Annotated in this window: 14 protein-coding genes and 2 pseudogenes; 10 read left to right on the top strand and 6 right to left on the bottom strand. The window is 70.0% G+C overall.

Features of this window, described 5'->3' with window-relative positions; translation table 11 throughout:
* Nucleotides 1-68: 68 nt before the first annotated feature.
* A complete protein-coding gene (locus ACIRL2_RS40175) occupies nucleotides 69-1574 on the bottom strand; it encodes an aldehyde dehydrogenase family protein (protein ID WP_395872863.1) in 1506 nt (501 codons plus the stop codon).
* Nucleotides 1575-2218: 644 nt separating this feature from the next.
* Between ACIRL2_RS40175 and ACIRL2_RS40180 the strand changes: the two genes are divergently transcribed.
* The 3 genes and pseudogenes from ACIRL2_RS40180 (at nucleotide 2219) to ACIRL2_RS40190 (ending at nucleotide 4132) form a co-directional block, all read left to right on the top strand.
* Nucleotides 2219-3139 (top strand): AraC family transcriptional regulator, encoded by a 921-nt coding sequence (locus ACIRL2_RS40180; RefSeq protein WP_402239054.1) that lies wholly within the window; start codon nucleotides 2219-2221, stop codon nucleotides 3137-3139.
* 273 nt (nucleotides 3140-3412) lie between these two features.
* A pseudogene (locus tag ACIRL2_RS40185) lies at nucleotides 3413-3736 on the top strand (type III effector protein); the annotation flags it as partial.
* 129 nt (nucleotides 3737-3865) lie between these two features.
* Entirely contained in the window at nucleotides 3866-4132 is a 267-nt protein-coding gene (locus ACIRL2_RS40190; RefSeq protein WP_402239056.1) for a hypothetical protein, read from the top strand.
* Nucleotides 4133-4341: 209 nt separating this feature from the next.
* On the opposite strand, the gene ACIRL2_RS40195 is transcribed toward ACIRL2_RS40190, so the two are convergent.
* A complete protein-coding gene (locus ACIRL2_RS40195) occupies nucleotides 4342-4866 on the bottom strand; it encodes a MarR family winged helix-turn-helix transcriptional regulator (RefSeq protein ID WP_402239059.1) in 525 nt (174 codons plus the stop codon).
* Between the two features lie 91 nt (nucleotides 4867-4957).
* Here ACIRL2_RS40195 and ACIRL2_RS40200 point away from each other — a divergent pair, with 91 nt between their 5' ends.
* Complete coding sequence (locus ACIRL2_RS40200; RefSeq protein WP_395872859.1) at nucleotides 4958-5416, top strand: SgcJ/EcaC family oxidoreductase; 459 nt, start codon at nucleotides 4958-4960, stop codon at nucleotides 5414-5416.
* A 451-nt stretch (nucleotides 5417-5867) separates the two neighbouring features.
* Nucleotides 5868-6164 carry a hypothetical protein gene (locus ACIRL2_RS40205; RefSeq protein ID WP_402239062.1) on the top strand — a complete coding sequence of 99 codons (297 nt, stop codon included), beginning with the start codon at nucleotides 5868-5870 and terminating at the stop codon, nucleotides 6162-6164.
* A 146-nt stretch (nucleotides 6165-6310) separates the two neighbouring features.
* Here the strand turns inward: ACIRL2_RS40205 and ACIRL2_RS40210 are convergent, their stop codons facing one another.
* Nucleotides 6311-7108 (bottom strand): hypothetical protein, encoded by a 798-nt coding sequence (locus tag ACIRL2_RS40210; protein WP_402239064.1) that lies wholly within the window; start codon nucleotides 7106-7108, stop codon nucleotides 6311-6313.
* Between the two features lie 551 nt (nucleotides 7109-7659).
* On the opposite strand from ACIRL2_RS40210, the gene ACIRL2_RS40215 reads away from it, so the two are divergent.
* Nucleotides 7660-8511 (top strand): NAD(P)H-binding protein, encoded by an 852-nt coding sequence (locus ACIRL2_RS40215; RefSeq protein ID WP_402239066.1) that lies wholly within the window; start codon nucleotides 7660-7662, stop codon nucleotides 8509-8511.
* A gap of 975 nt (nucleotides 8512-9486) precedes the next feature.
* Here ACIRL2_RS40215 and ACIRL2_RS40220 read toward each other — a convergent pair.
* Complete coding sequence (locus ACIRL2_RS40220; protein WP_402239069.1) at nucleotides 9487-10020, bottom strand: CGNR zinc finger domain-containing protein; 534 nt, start codon at nucleotides 10018-10020, stop codon at nucleotides 9487-9489.
* 139 nt (nucleotides 10021-10159) lie between these two features.
* Between ACIRL2_RS40220 and ACIRL2_RS40225 the strand changes: the two genes are divergently transcribed.
* The 3 genes and pseudogenes from ACIRL2_RS40225 to ACIRL2_RS40235 form a co-directional block, all read left to right on the top strand.
* Nucleotides 10160-11380: an MFS transporter gene (locus tag ACIRL2_RS40225; protein WP_402239071.1), complete on the top strand. Its 1221-nt coding sequence runs from the start codon at nucleotides 10160-10162 to the stop codon at nucleotides 11378-11380.
* Between the two features lie 20 nt (nucleotides 11381-11400).
* A complete protein-coding gene (locus tag ACIRL2_RS40230; protein WP_402239073.1) occupies nucleotides 11401-12315 on the top strand; it encodes an alpha/beta fold hydrolase in 915 nt (304 codons plus the stop codon).
* Nucleotides 12316-12449: 134 nt separating this feature from the next.
* Nucleotides 12450-12668 (top strand): annotated as a pseudogene (locus tag ACIRL2_RS40235) (Helicase associated domain protein); the annotation flags it as partial.
* Nucleotides 12669-12879: 211 nt separating this feature from the next.
* Here ACIRL2_RS40235 and ACIRL2_RS40240 read toward each other — a convergent pair.
* Nucleotides 12880-14058 (bottom strand): alpha/beta fold hydrolase, encoded by a 1179-nt coding sequence (locus ACIRL2_RS40240; protein ID WP_395872852.1) that lies wholly within the window; start codon nucleotides 14056-14058, stop codon nucleotides 12880-12882.
* A gap of 364 nt (nucleotides 14059-14422) precedes the next feature.
* Nucleotides 14423-14986, bottom strand: a complete 564-nt coding sequence (locus tag ACIRL2_RS40245; protein WP_402239076.1) for a TetR/AcrR family transcriptional regulator — start codon at nucleotides 14984-14986, stop codon at nucleotides 14423-14425.
* A gap of 87 nt (nucleotides 14987-15073) precedes the next feature.
* On the opposite strand from ACIRL2_RS40245, the gene ACIRL2_RS40250 reads away from it, so the two are divergent.
* A complete protein-coding gene (locus ACIRL2_RS40250) occupies nucleotides 15074-16489 on the top strand; it encodes an MFS transporter (RefSeq protein ID WP_402239078.1) in 1416 nt (471 codons plus the stop codon).
* The last annotated feature ends 7 nt before the right edge of the window (nucleotides 16490-16496 follow it).

A 16496-nucleotide genomic window follows, 5' to 3' on the forward strand; every position in this document is an offset into this window, starting at 1 on the left:
ATGATCTTGGACCTCCATGACGACAGCGTTTGTGGAGCAGGGAGCACGAGTCGAACGTCTCGGTCGGGTCAGGACGGCGGCAGGAAGAAGGCCGGGGCCGGTTCGGTCAGCAGCGTCACCGACTTGAGATGGGTGTACATGTTCAGCGTCTCGGCGCAGAATTCGCTGCCGATGCCGCTGTCCTTGAACCCACCGAATGGGGAGCCGTCCACGAGGTTGAAGTACTTGTTGACCCAGACGGATCCGGCTTCGAGCGCGTCCGCGGTGCGCAGCGCGTCGCCGAGGTTGTTGGTGTAGAGACCGGCGGCCAAGCCGTAGCGCACGTCGTTTGCCTCGCGGATCATCGTGTCGTAGTCGTTCCACCGGATGACCGACAGGACGGGACCGAAGATCTCCTCTTGGGCGATGCGCGAGCGGTTGTCGGTGGCGAAGATCGTCGGTTCGACGAAGTAGCCGTGTTCGTTGCCGGGGATGTCCGCGCGGCGTCCGCCGGTCAGCAGTTCCGCGCCCTCGTTCTTGCCGATCTCGATGTAGTCCAGGACGCGCTTGCCCTGCTTCTGCGACACCAGGCCGCTGACGAGTGTGGCGGGGTCGGTCGGCGATCCGAGCGTGATCCGCTCGAAGCCGGCAACCAGTTTGGTCATGAACGTGTCGTAGATGTCGTCGTGCACAAACAGTCGGGTTCCGGCCAGGCAGGACTGACCGTTGCAGTACGTCACCGCGAAAGCGGCGTTGTCGACGATGGCGTCGATCTGGTCGACGACATCGGGGAAGACGATGTTGGGGCTCTTGCCGCCCAGTTCCAGGGATACCGGGACCAGGCGGTCGGCGCCCGCCGCGGCGACCAGTCGTCCCACTTCGGAGCTTCCCGTGAACGCCAGCTTCCGCACGTCCGGATGCGCCGTCAACGCGGCCCCGGCTTCCTCTCCGAATCCCGGAACGATGTTGACCACTCCGGGCGGGAAGATGTCCGTGATCAACTTGCCGAGTTCCAGGGTGGACAGCGAGGCGTGCTCGTCCGGCTTGAGGACGATCGTGTTACCTGCGGCCAGAGCCGGGGCGATCTTGAACGCGGTCATGATGGCCGGCACGTTCCACGGGATGATCTGTCCCACGACGCCGATCGGTTCACGTTTCGCTATCGCCATTCCTCCGGCGATCGGACGGTTCCACCCGGCATGGGTAAGTACCGCGGCGGCGAAGAATCGGTACTGCCCGATTGCGAGTCGATGGTCGATCACCGTCTCGCCGATCCGGCGCCCGATGTCGAGCGCGTCGATCAAGGCCAACCGATCGATGTCGGCCTCCACCGCGCGCGCCAATTCGAGCAGCAGCCCGGAACGTTCCTCGAGCGAGGTCCTCGACCACGCCGGGAACGCGGCCTTGGCAGCCGCGACGGCCGCCGCGACGTCCCCCGCCGAGCCACGCGTGACATCGGCCAGATGTTCACCGGTGGCAGCGTTGAGTGCCGGGAAGGTCTGCACCGTAGGTGAGGCGAAGCGGCCCCCGATGAGCGGTCGGTAATGCCGGTCCAGGCCGGCTTGCTCGGACGAACCGATTGTCGCGCCTGTCATGCGAGCCTCCTTGTCGGGGCGCGATGCTCGCCGCCCGGACCGGACGAAACAACCCCGGGAGCGGCGCACTGATCGAGCAACGCTTATTGCGTACTGGCTACGGTCGGCAATTTTTTGCCGATATGTTTCCGTGTCGAATCGGGAACTCTTCGTATCCGAGTGGACCGACACGGCGATCCTCGGCGAGCATGCGGGCCCACGGCCGCCGCGAGGCCCGATCGCGGCGGCCTCTCGGTGATCTCCGTCCGACCGTAGTCCCCGAGGACGCCGCCCTGCCGGGCGACCGCTTCGGCATCCTCGATGCCACCACCGCACGTTCACCGCCCTGCCCACGGACACAGACCGAACCGCACCCCCCGCGTACCTGTCGCCGGATCTCCAGCCACGGGTGGTGCTGCCGCGTGCGCCCCTCGAACGTTCGTCGCCCGAACCCGCCTCCAGCCGGACCGCGCGCCGGTCGGCGACGGCCGCGTTCAGCGAGTCGGAACGCGGTGGGCGACTACGACCAGGGCGGTGCGTGTGTGTTGCGGGCGGTGGTTTTCGGTGGTGCTCTCGTGGTTCATGGATCCAGTACAGCCCGGAGTCGGTGGACAGCCCATGGGCGAAACCCGGAAATACCTTGGTGCGCGTCTACACTCGCGCGCATGGACCCTTTGAGTGACATGCTCGGCGGCATCCGCGCCGAGGGTGCCTCCGTCAGCCAGGCCGTGCTGGAGCCGCCGTGGGCGATCCGCTTCACCGACGGTGCGCCGCTGACCATGCTCACGGTGATCAGCGGCGGCGGCCTGGTGATCCTGGCCGATGGCACCGAATTCAAGGTCGGCGCGGGCGACACCGCGCTGGTGCGCGGCCCGGCACCCTTCCACCTCGCCGACAGTGCCGCCGCGCTCGACCGCCCGCACCGGACGTACGAAATCGCCTGCTTCGATCCCGAGCGCACTCGGGTGGCCGGCACACGCACCGGTGCGGCCCCCGAGGGTCCCACCACCCTGATCGTGGGCGGTTACCGCGCCACCCGCAGCCGCCACGAGCGGCTGTTGCGCACCCTGCCGCCCGCGCTGGTGTTGCACGAGGACGCCGACGGCGTGCTGTGGCTCGACTCGGCCAGGGACGCGCTCGCGCGCAGGCATCAGCCGGGAGGCCAGGCCCTGATCGACCGCGTCCTGGACGCGGGGCTGGTCTGCACGCTGGGTTGCTGGTTCGAGCAGGAGGGCGCCGAAGCCCCGGGCTGGTACCTGGGGGCGATGGACCCGGTCGTGGGCCCCGCGCTCGAGGCCATCCATCGGTGCCCCCGCGCGGCGTGGTCGGTGGGCTCGCTGGCGGCCGAGGCGAACGTGTCGCGGGCGCACTTCGCCAAGCGCTTCACCGAGGTGATGGGCCGGCCGCCACTGAGCTACCTCACCGAGTGGCGCATGCACGTCGCCGAGGAGTTGCTGTCGGACCCGAATCGCAGCGTGGCGGAGGTGGCGGAGGCAGTCGGCTACACCGACCCGTTCGCTTTCACCACGGCCTTCAAACGCCTGCGGGGGATGACCCCGAGGCAGTTCCGCCGCCGGTCGGAGTGAGCGCCACCGCTCCCCCCGCAGATCTTCCGGGTAGAGCAGAGCGGGCCGAAGCCCGGCCCGGTGAAGCGGCCGTCGACGAACCGGTCCAGTCCGAAGATCTCGCCCCGGAGTTGCGTGTCTCGGTGACGCCGTCACCAGGTGCCCCAGTCGCCGGCCGGGAACCCGTCGGTGCCGACCGCGATCTGGTTGCCGACCGAGCCCGACACGTCGTGGCCGCGCAGACCGGACGGCCACCTGATCAGCGGCCTGTTCAGCACGCCGTCGTGGCGATTGCCGGGCCCTGCCGGGACCACCGGCGAACAACGCGTCACCGTCACCCGCGAACGCCGCGCCGCCGACCGCGCCGCCGGCGCCCGAGCCCGCGACAACGCCGCCGACCTGCGACGCCTCGCAGGCCACATCACCGCACCCACCGACCTCCCCGCCGCATCCCACGCGAGCGTGGCAAGACTGGACCAGGCCCTGGGCCGGGACGACCCCGCCGCCCTGATCGACCCCCTCAACGCCACCCGCCCACACCTGACCGCCGCCCACCACGAACTGGCCGCCCGCATCCACACCCTCGTGGACCCACCCGAAGCCGGCGCCACGACGTGAGGACCCGCCCGCTCCATGGCGGGGCTGCCGGCGCAACACTCTCACCGGCCTCCTCTGCCCAAGCCCCGAGGCCGCGTTCGGGCCAGACCTGCCGCAGCGCCGTGCGGCCCGAACGCCGCTGCGGAGCAGGTGCGTTCCACGGATCGGCAGAAAGGTCCCTCAGACGTCCTGGTCGTCCTGCGCCCCCGGCGACGCGAGCCCGCTCGGGGGAACCAGTTCATCGAGATCAAGGATCCCGGGTGGGAGGGCTGCTACGTGCAACTGCTGCCCGCCGACCAGAAGTGGTTCGAGAACGGGAAGACCCTCTACGAGGGCTGGGTGACGACCTGGTGCGTCAGAGGCTACTTCACCTCCTATCTGTGGAGCATCCGAATCATCGCCAGAAAGACGGACTGAACCGCTGCGGCGATCGCCGAACCCCGCGCCACGACGAGGGCCCCGAAACGCCCCCCCGGGGCCCGACGTGGACCACCTCGGGCGGGCGCTCAATGCAGGCGTTGGCCGTTTCGGTGCCGGTCGCGGTGGGAGTCGGCCGGTGTGGGAGCAGGTCCGCGCCAGGCTCTCGGCGCCGGGGCCGGTGATGCGAAAGGCGGAGTAACGGGCGCTCACTCGCTCGCGCCAGGGCTGGGACGGGGGGCATTTTCCTTGGATTTGGGGCCGGGGCGGCGGCTACGTGCGGCGCGGGCGCGGATCTCTTCGGTGGCTGCTCGGTAGGCGGGGGCCGCGTGGGTGAAGTAGTCGAAGAGGACCTCGCGCTGTTCGGGTGTGTAGCGGTCCAGGACCTCGGCGATCAGTCGGCGGGCGGGGGCGACCACGTCCTCGATGTCGGGGAAGGTCTCGGCTGAGGCTTCGACGATGACCCGTCGGCGGTCGGCCGCGTCCGAGGAGCGGCGTACGTAGCCGGCCTTCTCCAGCCGGTCGATGAGCCGGGTCGTTGCCCCGGTGGTCAGACCAGTGCGGGCGGCCAGGTCACCCGAGGTGATGCGTCCGACCATAGTGATCAGGCTGACCGCGTACCACTCGGTGGGCTGGAGTCCGGCGGCTTCCGCACCGGCCATCCCGTGCAGGCCCACCGCATCGAGATATTGGCGGAAGATCACGTGCTGGTCTCCGGGCGTCTCGTTTGCCATCGCTGTGGATGCCCCCTAGGCTAATGGTTGCAATAATGCAGATATTGTTTACAGGCAGATTCTGCTTCATCTTAACGAGCCGGAGGACGGTATGACCACACAGGACGACAAGACGGCCATTACCGCGGCGATGGCCGAGATGAACCGCGCGTGGGCCCGCCACGACGCCGACGCGTACGGGGCACTGTTCACCCAGGACGCCACGTACGTCACGTTCGTCGGGACGTACTACAGCGGCAGGGCCGACATCGTGGAGTGCCACCGCACGCTGTTCGCGAAGTTTCTGAAGAACACCAAGCTCACGGGGGAGATCACCGACATCCGGTTCTACGGTCCGGATACCGCGGTCGTCACCGGCCGCGGCGACACCTACAAGGGCGCCGCCGCGCCCCGGTCGTCGAAACTGTCGAAGGTGCAGACGTGCACGTTCGTGCGGGAGGCGGACGGGCAGTGGCGGGTGGCGGCCTTCCAGAACACCCAGCGCAAGCCGCTGTTGGAGGCCATCTCCTTCAAGACCGCCCCCGGCACCATACCGGCCGCACAGAAGTGACCGGGTCTACCGCCCGGTGCACGGCTCTGGTCACTCGTGGCGGACGGCCGCGAACGCGGTGACGCGCACCGATCGACGCGGCGGCCAGGACGTCACACGAACGGCGTCCGAGGTGCACCTGCCGAACCTCGTGCCGCCGGTGCCATTCCGTGTCCGCGTTGCGCCGGTGCATGTTCTTCTGGAGGTAGGCCCACTTGCGCATGGCGGCGCAGGACGGCGTCGCGTCCGCAGGCCGGGACGTGTTCGTGGTCGGCGTCGCGCCCGCCGCGGACCTTGTCGAACTCGCATATCGGGGTCGTGTCGCGGGCCGGTGTGAACTGGCCCGGCCCTGCAGCCATCCCGTGGCCGAGCGGCCGTCCTCGGCCACGGTGACCGCGAAGTCTCCCAACCGGCCCCACGGGAACACCGGATCCCCGCCCGGGCGCAGCTGTTCGATCCACGGTTGGGGAACGTGGTCGACGGCGTAGGTGGCGATGACGACGCACGCCACCGCGCGGAGGTCCTCGACCACGAGGTCTACCCCGAGCCCCACCACAAAGCCGCCGCGCTCCTGTGCGAACTCGCCCGGAACCCGAGCCTGGAGACGAGGAACCTGCTGTTCGCTGCCACCGTCACCGCGGCCTACCTCGCCGCGTGCGGTCTCCCGGTGAGCCCCGGCCTGGACACCGTCCTCCCCCTGGCCCACGCCGCACGCGAAGGCCTCCCGGTGCGGGAGGTCGCCACCCAACTCAAAACCTGGACGAGTTGAATCCACCCGCCACCCTCCGACGCACACCCAGCCGGACGAAGACCGTCGCCCGGGCCGGATGACGACACGCGGGTGTCGGGAGGGCCTCGAGTTCGGGGTCGGGCCAGGGCCGGGTGACGGCCCAGGTGGGGCCAGTGGCGACGTCCTCACAGGTCGGCGACCGTGACGTCGGCCCCGAGGCTGCGGGTGCCGGCGGGCGTGGCCTCGGTCCGGCCCGGCGAAAGACGTAGCGAGACTGGCCTTCTCCGCAGCGTCGGTGAGTCGCAAGTGCCCTCCGAGAAGGTGGGCCGAACCGCCGACCAGGAGGAAGGGCTTCGGAGGACTCCCGTGTCAGTCTCCGTCCGTCGGCTTCGGGAAGAATCCGGATCTTCCCGACCCCGCCCCGGCGAATTGGTAGACGCGTGCCTGCGCGAGCACGTCGGCGGGCGGGTCGCCGTTTTCGTGCGCTCGCGCAGTGGAGCCGACATCTGCTCCGCCGCCGCGATCTGTTCGTCGGCGCGGTGGGCCCCTCCCACGAGGGATGCCCGTCGGGCGTTGAGCTCGTCGAACTGCGTGCGCAGGTCCGCGATTGTGGGGAGGAGGTCTGCGAGCGGGGCGCTCGTCTTCGCGCTCTCGCTCTGTACCGCGATGTGCAGCCGGGTGCTCTCGGGCTCTCGGTGTCCCGGGTCCTGGTGCTCCGGCTCGGCGCCGCAGAACACGCAGGTGCCCATCCGGAAGTAGCCCAGGACGCTTCCCGCCTCGGTGACCACGTCCAGGCGGGCGAGATCGGATCGGTACTGGACCTCGAGAAGGACGAACCTGGAGACGAGGTCGCCGACCTCGGCCAAGCGCACTTCCAGCGTCGCGCGTTCCTCGGCCATGCGCATGCGTGTCATGACGGCGTCGAGATGGCGGTCGGTCATCACGCGCAGCGTGGCGGAGTGTTCGTCGTTGGAGGCCTGCATGCGCGCCTGGCGCGCGGAGTTCCCTGACGTTTTCCTGGGTGGTCAACTTGCCGTTCAGGTCGAACAACGGATAAGTGCACGAGATCGCTCAGGGCCAGGCTCCGGGTGCCGCCGGCCTCGTTCTTGCGGACCTTCAGTCCTGTCAGGCCGAGTTCGCCGAGCAGGAATTGCGAGAGACTGTCTTGCTGCTTGCCGTGTGAATCGCCGTGACCTTGGCGTCGGCTGGTCGCGTCACCACGCCTCTGAGATCCTCCCGGTGGCACGAAGGTGGCACGGCCGCGTGGTAGGGCGCGACCGACGACGGCCCGGCGCAGCCGCGGTGAAGGGCACCACGCGGGCGGCTGCGTCGAAGGTGCGCGGCAGATGCGCGGCGAAGGTGTCGTCGACGCGGACGCCGTTGCCGAACAGTTCCAGGACGAATGGCGCATCGGGCTGCCGGTCCGCTCCCTCGAACCCTGGCCCTCCGGGTCGAGGGCGAGGATGCCGCTTGACCTCAACCTTTCTTGAAGTGTGAGGGTCATGTCATCGAACGGCGAGACGAGGAGATTCCGATGACACGGCCCGAGATCCTGGTGACCGGCGCGACCGGAAAGGTCGGCGGCGCGCTGGTGTCCCGACTGCACGCGGCGGGCGTGCCCGTGCGGGCGTTGGTGAGAGCGGAGGCGGACTTCCCGGAAGGTGTGCGGGCGGTACGGGGCGATCTCGGTGATCCCGCGTCGCTGGACACGGCCCTGCGGGGCGTCGACGCGGTCTTCCTGGTGTGGCCCTTCATGAGCGCCGAGGGCGCATCGGATGTGATCGACGCGATCGGAAGGCACGCCCGACGGGTGGTGTACCTGTCGTCCGCCGGCGTCGGGGGCAAGGAGGAGAAGCCTGGCGAGGCGATCACCATGTTCCACACGGAGTTGGAGCGGCTGATCGAGGCATCGGGCCTGGAGTGGACGGCGCTGCGGCCCACCGGGTTCGCGAGCAACACGCTGGGCTGGGCGGAGGAGGTCCGCACCACCGGTGCGGTACGGGCGCCGCTGGCCCGGTTGGCCCGCCCGCTGATCCACGAGGCGGACATTGCCGCGGTCGCCGTTCGGGCGCTGACGACCGACGCCCTGCTCGGCGCCCGCCCGCTGATCACCGGCCTCGAACCGGTCACCCAGGAACGCCAGGTGGCGCTGATCGGCGAGGCGATCGGGCGGCCGGTGCGGTTCGAGGAGATCACCCTGGACGAGGCCGGCGCGCAGATGAGGGCCGCGGGCTGGCCGGCGGAGCTGGTGGAGGCCGTGTTGCCGGCCCAGTTGGAGATGCTCGAGCACCCGGAACCGGTCAACGACGAGGTGGAGCGCATCACGGGTACCCCGGCCCGATCCTTCCGGGAGTGGGCGGTGGACCACGCCGCGGACTTCCGCTGACAGGGACATCCATGCGTTGACACGGAAAGGCGGCTCGGGACCAAGGAATTCGCGGACCGCGATGCGGCACGGGCCGGACCGTTCGACGCGCAGGCGAGGCGATACCGATGATTCCTGCGGTCGTTGTTCGCAGGGGCAGGACCGCTCTGGGGAGCGACGGGCCCGCTTCGCGTTGCGCGTGCACGCGGGGCGGGCCGGTCGGGTCGTGAGAGTTGGAAGACCTCCCCGCGTGCGTAGGCCCGGAACCTGAGTACCGGGGTCGCGACTTGTGCGATCTCCTCGATGCGTCGCCGGGGCGCGGATGCCGCCCGCCGGGCTCGGCGGGCATCCACCGCCGCCATCCGACGCGGCGAACGCCGGGTGACCGGCCGGTCCGATGTCCTCGCCGAGGATTTTCGGAATGGGACAGTATTCACTCGCGCCCGCGCTGAGCCCTTCGGCCCGGTGACAACCCGGGATTCCCCGGACCGGTTCGACGTGTGGACCGCTGGACCGCCTGTAGGTTCGCCCGGTCTCGTCCCTATGCCCCGCCACGCCGCTCCCTGCTCACGCCCGCGATCGCGCCGCGCTGCACGGTCCGATCATGGGGGAAGAGGCCCCGGCGCGGGGCGATTCATTGGGCATCTACCATGCCTGTCGAATTGTACTGCGAATCAGTCATTTTCTGTCATTTCGTCAATAATGTTCCTTTGGTAGTGTCCCGGCCGTCGGAGGATGCGGCCGGGGCACCGCCCCGACTCGCGGGCCATCGTGGGGATCCCGACCCGACCCTCGCGACGGCCGGCGCACCCGGACGCACGCCCGGCTCGTTGAGCGTGTACGCACCGACCGCCCCCGTGGGCAGGCCGCCCGCCCGGGGTTCCATCCCCCAGGACGCCGGGCGACGCCCCTCCCCTCTCCGGCCGAACCCGGGGTTGTCTCCGGCCGAACCCGAGGTTGTCCGGGCCGTCTTCGGGTGCCGGGATCGGTCTGCGGTCACCGGCTTCGGGCGTAGTGTGCTCGGGTTTTGGCGCGGTTGCCGCATTCGGCCATCGAGCACCATCGCCGTCGTCCGTTCTTGGACACGTCCGCGAACCAGAGTGTGCACTCCGGGTTCGCGCAGCGTCTGATTCGCTCCGGATCCGTGGTGCGGAGCAACTCCAGGTAGGCGCGCGCCGCTTCCCAGGCCGGTCGCCATGCCGGGTCGGTGACGTCCACCTGCTCGGTGGGGCCCTGCGCGCCGAGTCCGAGGCGGATCGTCCCGCGTGCGAGGACCGCGTCGAGGTCCTGGTAAGCCCCTTCCTCCAGCGCGGCGCGGATCGCCTCCCGGGTGGCGACGAGCGCGTCGCGCACCGCGTCGAGGACCGTCTCGGGCGTGGTGTCGAGGAGTTCGTCCAAGGCGTGTTCGGCCAGCCAGGCCCGCAGCAGGGCCGAGTCGTCCAGGTGGTCGTGCCGGGCGCCGTGCAGCGGCCAGTGCGTGTTCGCGAGGTCCAGCGCCAGGGGTTCGCCGGTCAGCGGTCGGATGTCCATACCGACCAATCTAACCGATGAATGAGTGTTGACAGGTTAGATTCCGGCCATCTAATGTCTGGGCATCGAGCTAGTCGTTAGAAACAGGGGGGTGGCTCTAGTGCCGCGCATCGGCAGTACCGGGGCAGGACTGGCGGCCATGACCGTGTCGTTCGGCCTCAACTTCTCCGCGGGGGTGTTCTTCGCACCGGTCGCGGAGGACTACGGCATCGGCGCCGGGACCCTCGCGGTCGCGGCGGCGCTGTCCACGGCGGTCACCGGCGCCGCCCAGCCGCTGGTCGGCGTCCTGCTCGACCGGATCGGCGCGAAGCGGGTGATCGTCGCGGCGCTCCTGCTGCTGTCGACGAGCTACCTGGCGCTCGGCGCGGCCCGCGGCGCCGGGCAGTTCGTGGCGGCGTACGTGGTGCTCGGCGGCCTGGGCTTCGCGGGTTCCTCCAGCCTCGCCGTCAGCACCCTGATCGCCCGGGCCGAAGGCGACCGCGCGGCACCGGCGCTGGCCCGCGCCACGATCGGCATCAACCTCGGGCAGCTGGTCGTCCCGTGGGCGGCGGCCGGGCTGTTCGGGCCGTTGGGGACGCGCGGCACGTACGCGGCGATCGGCGCGGCGGGGCTCGCCGCCACCGCGGTGCTCGCGGCGGCGGTCCCCACGGACCGTCAGACCGCAGCCGTGCCGGGTGCTTCCGAAGTTTCCAAGGCTTCCGGCGCCGCCCTCGCGACCGAGGGAGCGGGGCCGGGCCTGCCGAAGCGGCAATCGCTGGGCGGCCGCGGGCGCACCCTCGCCGCGTTCGGGCTGCATGCCGCGACCCTGTACGCGATGGTCCTGCTGCTCCCCAAGCACGCCGTCGAACTGGGCTGGTCGGCCGCGGCCGGCGGCAGCCTGGTCGCGGTGGCCGCCGCCGCTGCCGCGGTGTCGTCCGCGGTGACCGCACGCCTCGTCGGTCACACCGCGCCCGAACGCCTGCTACCCGTCATGCACACGCTGCGCGCCGCGTCCCTCGTGCTCGCGGCGGCGGCTCCCGACCCCCGGCTGCTCATCGTCGCCGCCGCGCTGTTCGGCGCCGCGTCGTTCACGGTGATCCCCCTGACCATGGCGATCGTCACCCGCGGCCTCGACCCGGCACGCCTGGGTCGAACGCTCGCCCCGGCCTGGATCGTTCACCAGGGCTCGGCCGGCCTCGGCCTCGCCCTGGCCGCCGCCGGACACGCCGCCACCGGCGGTTACCGCGCCTACTTCGCGGCCGGCGTCGGGCTCAGCCTGCTCGCCGCCGTCCTGACCTCGACCACCGCGAGAGCGACCCGTACCGCCGCACGCAACACCGTGTCGACCGCAGCACTCGCATCCTCCGCATCCACTTCGTGACCCGGAAAGGGACGATCCCCATGAACGCCATCGCCACCCCCGCAACCGCCGCCACCCCCACCGCCGCCGACCGCGCCATCCGCCACGCCACCGTGGAGATCGACGGACTGAACGTCTTCTACCGCGAGGCCGGCGACCCGGCGAACCCCACGCTGCTCCTGCTGCACGGCTTCCCGTCCAGCTCCGCGATGTACCGCGACCTGATCGGCGAACTCGCCGACACCTACCACCTGGTGGCCCCCGACCACATCGGTTTCGGGCAGTCGGACGCACCGGCCGTGGACACCTTCCCGTACAGCTTCGACAAGCTGACCGAGGTCACCCTCAAGCTCGTCGACCACCTCGGCCTGGACCGGTTCGCGTTGTACATCCAGGACTACGGCGCCCCCATCGGCCTGCGGATCGCCGCAACCCACCCCGAGCGCGTCACCGCGTTGATCAGCCAGAGCGGCAACGCCTACCTGGAGGGCTTCACCCCGTTCTGGGACGTCCTGTTCGCGCACGCCAAGGACCGCGAGACGCACGAGCCCGCGGTGCGCGAACTGCTGACCGCCGAGGCCACCAAGTGGCAGCACACGCACGGCATCCCGGCGGACCGCCTGGCCCGGGTGGCCCCCGACGCGTGGGTCCTGGACCAGGCGTATCTGGACCGGCCCGGCAACAAGGAGATCCAGCTCCAGCTTTTCTGGGACTACCAGTTCAACCTGGACGGCTACCCGACCTTCCAGGAGTACTTCCGCACCCACCGGCCGCCGACGCTGGTCGCGTGGGGCGCGGGCGACGAGATCTTCGGCCCGGACGGGGCCCGCGCATTCGCCCGCGACCTGCCCGACGCGGAGATCCACCTGCTCGACGCCGGGCACTTCGCGCTCGCCACCCACACCCCGGAGATCGCGGCGCTGATCCGCGACTTCCTCGGGCGCAACATCTCCTGACCGGCACGCACACGCACATTTCCGCGCACGCGGTGCCGCACTCGCCCACCGGGGCCGAGCGCAGCACCGCGTCGTGCCGGGACGCGCCGGCGGGTGTGGGTGTCGACGTCACCGAGCAGAAGGAGCGGCCCGCGATGTCGGCGGTAGGGGCGGTGCGGGCGGACCGGTGGGCGCTCACCCTCGCCGCGGCGGCCGCGTTCCGGGAACGCGAGGGGCACCTCACCGTCCCGCGCAAGCACGTCGAATCCGTTGAACACGGCGGCGAGGCGCACCAGGTCAGGTTGGGGGCCGCCCTCGCGAACGCGCGACAACGACGCGCCACATACCCGCCCGAGCGGCTCGACGCGCTTTCCGCGCTCGACATGCGATGGACATCCACCGCGGCCGTCGGCGTCGAGGTGACCTGGGACCGCACCGCCACCTGCGGCAAGCGCCACGCCCAGCTGCACGTCCTCGCCGACGAGTCGTGCGACCTGCAGGCAGTGGCACACAGTCGGTACGGCGTTTCCGGTGCCACAACCCACTGGCCCCTCCTGAGCCGTTCGGCCCAGGAGGGGCCTTGTTTCAGGCCTCGAGCAGGGACTCGAGGACGCGGGCGAACTTTGCCGGCTCGGCGCTCGCGCCGAGGTGGTTGCCGGGCATGTCGATCAGAGGCAGCTCCAAAAGTTCAGCGAGTGCGCGGGTCGCCCGGCGTGCCATCTGGTGATGGCTCAGGGAGCCGGCGCACAGCGTCACCGAAACGCGACGGATGGCCTCGATGTCGGGGACGTAGAAGACCGTGGGGCCGGCCATCCGACCCAGGAAGTAGCGGTTCTTGTCGAGTTCCTCGACCGGTAGCCCGGGCAGCGCCGTATGGGCGGGAGGCGTCTGATCGGGTCCCGTGTGGTGGGCAGCGCCGCTGAGGTCGAAGAACTCCTGCACTGCCCGCTGAGGATCGGCCTCCGCAGCCTCGAACGCTGCTGCGGCTCGGTCGGCCAGGTCTGTGTCGTCCAGGAGGGACACCAGGGGCGGTTCATGCAGGACTGCCCGGCCGATCACGTCAGGATGCCGTCTACCCAGTTCCAACAGCGTCACGGCACCACCACTGGTACCGGCGAACAGGGCGGGGCCTCCGGTGAATCCGTCGACGAGTGCGGCAAGGTCCTCGGCGAGGGCCTCGGGCGTGGGCTCTGCCATCCCCGGGACCGCGCGGCTGGCACCGGTACCACGCGGATCGTGGGTGACGACGGTGAACCGGCCTGCGAGCTCATGCGCCAGTGCTGCGAAACCGGCCCGCCCGGCCGGCGCGCCGACGAGGAACAGCAGTGGCCCCTCACCCTGGACACCGAAGGCGATCGTGCAGTCCGGTCGGTCGAGAAGTTCCACCGAACTCGTGATCCGATCGTCGAAGTCCGCGATCTTGCGAGTGATCACATCCAGCGCACGGTCCAGTTCCTCGCGCCTGTCGTAAACACGACGGCGATGAGCCTTCAGCAATCCCACTCGGAGCCCGGCCGGATCGGTCGCCGTGTCGTCGGCGCCTGTGAACTGTGCGATGTCGGCAAGTGGCATCCCCGTCTCACGGAGATGAACCAGCATGCGGATCAGCTCGACGTCGGCCGTCGTGTATCGGCGACGTCCCGCGTTGTCGCGCCCTGGCGACGGTACGACTCCCTGACGTTCGAAGTATCGCAATGTGTCGGGCGCCAGACCGATCAACGCCGAGACCTCCGCGATACCGAACACCTCATCTGCCTCACTCATGCCTCAAGCCTCGCCCCTGGACCTCGGTACAGGTCAAGCGACGGCCGGCCGCGGCTTGGACACAACCAATCGCCCTTTCCGGTTCGAAACGGCCGCCGGCACGTTGCTCCGCCCAGGAAGGGGATGGGGATGCGGCTGATCGACCTCCGCTCTCCAGCCCCGGAACCCGTCGGTGGTGACGGACTTCGTGCGGCCATCGACCCCGATGAACGCGACCGGCCCCGCGGCCACCTCGCCGCTGCACGCTCGGTACGCCCCGGGACCGTACGACGGGCGGCCACGTCGCGCCGTCGCCCGGCCGCCGACGTGAACGGCCCACTCCGCCTCGACAAGCCCAAACGGTCCTCGGTGGCACGGAAAACAGTCAGCGGCCGGCCGCCGCGAGGACGAGTTCGGCCGTCTTCCGGGCCGCAAGGGCGGGGTGAGCGTCGGGACGGGTGACCGCGTGGGCGAGGACGCCGTCGACGAGGACGAGGAGTTGGGTGGCGCCGAGTTCGGGTTCGGGATGGCCGAAGTGGGTCAACTCGTGGGTGAAGAGGGCGTGTAGGCCGTCCTTGTAGCGGCGGATTTCGGCGTGGGCGGGGTGGTCCCGATTCGTGAGGGCCATATCCGCGGAGGTGTAGCGGCAGCCGTTGAAGGCCGGGTCGGTGGTGATCCGCTCCAGTTCGTCGAAGACGGCGAGGATGCGCGCGTGCGGGTCGTCACCGGCGGCGTCCATCACCGCGCGGTAGCGGCCCTTGTCGGCTGCGAGACGCAGCACTTCGGCGATGAGGCCGTCCTTGCCGCCGAAGTGCTGGTAGAGGGAACGGCGTGCGACGTCGGCTTGCCTCAGGATCGCGTCGACTCCGACGTGTACGCCTTCACGGTAGGTCAGGTCGCGGGCGGCTTCCAGCAGGCGTTCGCGGGGTCCGGGGCGCGTCGTGCTCATGGGCGGAAGTATCCCATGGAGTTGACAGGTAGATCAACTGGTCGATCTACTCTGCGTATACCGATCGTTCTACCTCCAGGAGCGGCCATGTCCGGGGCAATGACCCTGCCCACCGTGTTGACCGGTGTCTTCGTGACGATCCTCGACTTCTTCATCGTCAACGTCGCCATTCCTTCCGTCGAAAGCGACCTGCACTCCGGATCCACCGCGACCGAGTGGGTGGTGGCCGGGTACGGTCTCGCCTACGGTTCCGGCCTGATCCTCGGCAGTCGGCTCGGCGACATCCACGGCCGTCGCCGCGTATTCACCATCGGTCTGGCCCTGTTCACCGTGGCCTCGGTCGCCTGCGGGCTCGCTCCCGACGCGAACACGCTCGTCGCCGCCCGCATCGCGCAGGGCCTCGCTGCGGCTGTGCTCTCCCCGCAGGTCCTGGCCATCATCAGGACCGCGTACGTCGGCTCCGCGCAGGCCCGGGCCGTCGGCGCCTACGCCATGACCATGGGTTTGGCCGCGGTGTTCGGCCAACTCATCGGCGGCGCACTCATCCAGGCCGACGTGTTCGGTCTGGGCTGGCGCGCCTGCTTCCTCATCAATGTGCCCATCGGCCTGGTTGTTCTGACGGTCGCCAAGCGCGTGCTGCCGGAAAGCCGCAACGAGTCGGCCGCCCGCCTCGACCCGATCGGCGCCGGGCTGATCACCCTCGCCCTGATCGCCGCCCTGCTCCCGCTGATCGAGGGACGCGAGCAAGGCTGGCCGATGTGGACATGGTTCTCGTTCGCCGCAGCGGCCCTCCTACCCGTCGGCTACGTGCTGCGGCGTCACGAGGCGCCGGTGGTCGACACCGCCTTGTTCCGCGAACGGGCCTTCACCATCGGGATGTTCGCCACCCTGGTGTTCACCATGGGGATGGCCGCGTACTTTCTGGTCTTCGCGCTCTACATGCAACAGGCTCGAGATCTGGACGCGCTCGAGGCCGGACTGATCTTCGCCCCTGTGGGGATGGGCTACCTCACCGCCTCTCTGATCGCGCCTCGCCTCGTCGCGCGCTTCGGCCGACACGTGATCACCGCAGGAGCCGGAGTACGCGCCCTCGCCCTCACCGGCCTCCTCCTCGCGGTTCACCACGACGCCCCGCTCGCCGTCATGGCCCCCGTGCTGGCGGTCGACGGCCTCGGCATGGGCCTTGCCCTCGCCCCGCTCCTGGGTACGGTGCTCGCCGCTGTCCCCCAGCGGCACGCGGGCGCGGCGGCAGGCGTCCTCACCACCGCCCAGCAGGCAGGCGGCGCGCTCGGCGTCGGCATCGTCGGAGTCGTCTTCTACGGAGCCGCCGACAACGGCGACAACATCCCACAGGCATTCGAGCACAGCCTGGTGTACCTGATCGCAGTCGCAGTGGCGCTGGGCATCCTGGTGCGACTGCTGCCCGAACCGCGGGTGACCACCCCCTCACCTCCCCACCGATCCGTGCAGCCGACCCGCCGGCAGCCGACTCCCACGTCCTGAAGCCACT

This window comes from Embleya sp. NPDC127516 (assembly GCF_044765325.1).
Classification (GTDB): Bacteria; Actinomycetota; Actinomycetes; order Streptomycetales; family Streptomycetaceae; genus Embleya.

Coding starts and splice junctions, on each gene's coding strand:
- ACIRL2_RS40175 (WP_395872863.1), bottom strand. CDS start 1,574: ATGACAGGCGCGACAATCGGTTCGTCCGAGCAAGCCGGCCTGGACCGG.
- ACIRL2_RS40180 (WP_402239054.1), top strand. CDS start 2,219: ATGGACCCTTTGAGTGACATGCTCGGCGGCATCCGCGCCGAGGGTGCC.
- ACIRL2_RS40195 (WP_402239059.1), bottom strand. CDS start 4,866: ATGGCAAACGAGACGCCCGGAGACCAGCACGTGATCTTCCGCCAATAT.
- ACIRL2_RS40200 (WP_395872859.1), top strand. CDS start 4,958: ATGACCACACAGGACGACAAGACGGCCATTACCGCGGCGATGGCCGAG.
- ACIRL2_RS40210 (WP_402239064.1), bottom strand. CDS start 7,108: ATGCAGGCCTCCAACGACGAACACTCCGCCACGCTGCGCGTGATGACC.
- ACIRL2_RS40215 (WP_402239066.1), top strand. CDS start 7,660: ATGACACGGCCCGAGATCCTGGTGACCGGCGCGACCGGAAAGGTCGGC.
- ACIRL2_RS40220 (WP_402239069.1), bottom strand. CDS start 10,020: ATGGACATCCGACCGCTGACCGGCGAACCCCTGGCGCTGGACCTCGCG.
- ACIRL2_RS40225 (WP_402239071.1), top strand. CDS start 10,160: ATGACCGTGTCGTTCGGCCTCAACTTCTCCGCGGGGGTGTTCTTCGCA.
- ACIRL2_RS40230 (WP_402239073.1), top strand. CDS start 11,401: ATGAACGCCATCGCCACCCCCGCAACCGCCGCCACCCCCACCGCCGCC.
- ACIRL2_RS40240 (WP_395872852.1), bottom strand. CDS start 14,058: ATGAGTGAGGCAGATGAGGTGTTCGGTATCGCGGAGGTCTCGGCGTTG.
- ACIRL2_RS40245 (WP_402239076.1), bottom strand. CDS start 14,986: ATGAGCACGACGCGCCCCGGACCCCGCGAACGCCTGCTGGAAGCCGCC.
- ACIRL2_RS40250 (WP_402239078.1), top strand. CDS start 15,074: ATGTCCGGGGCAATGACCCTGCCCACCGTGTTGACCGGTGTCTTCGTG.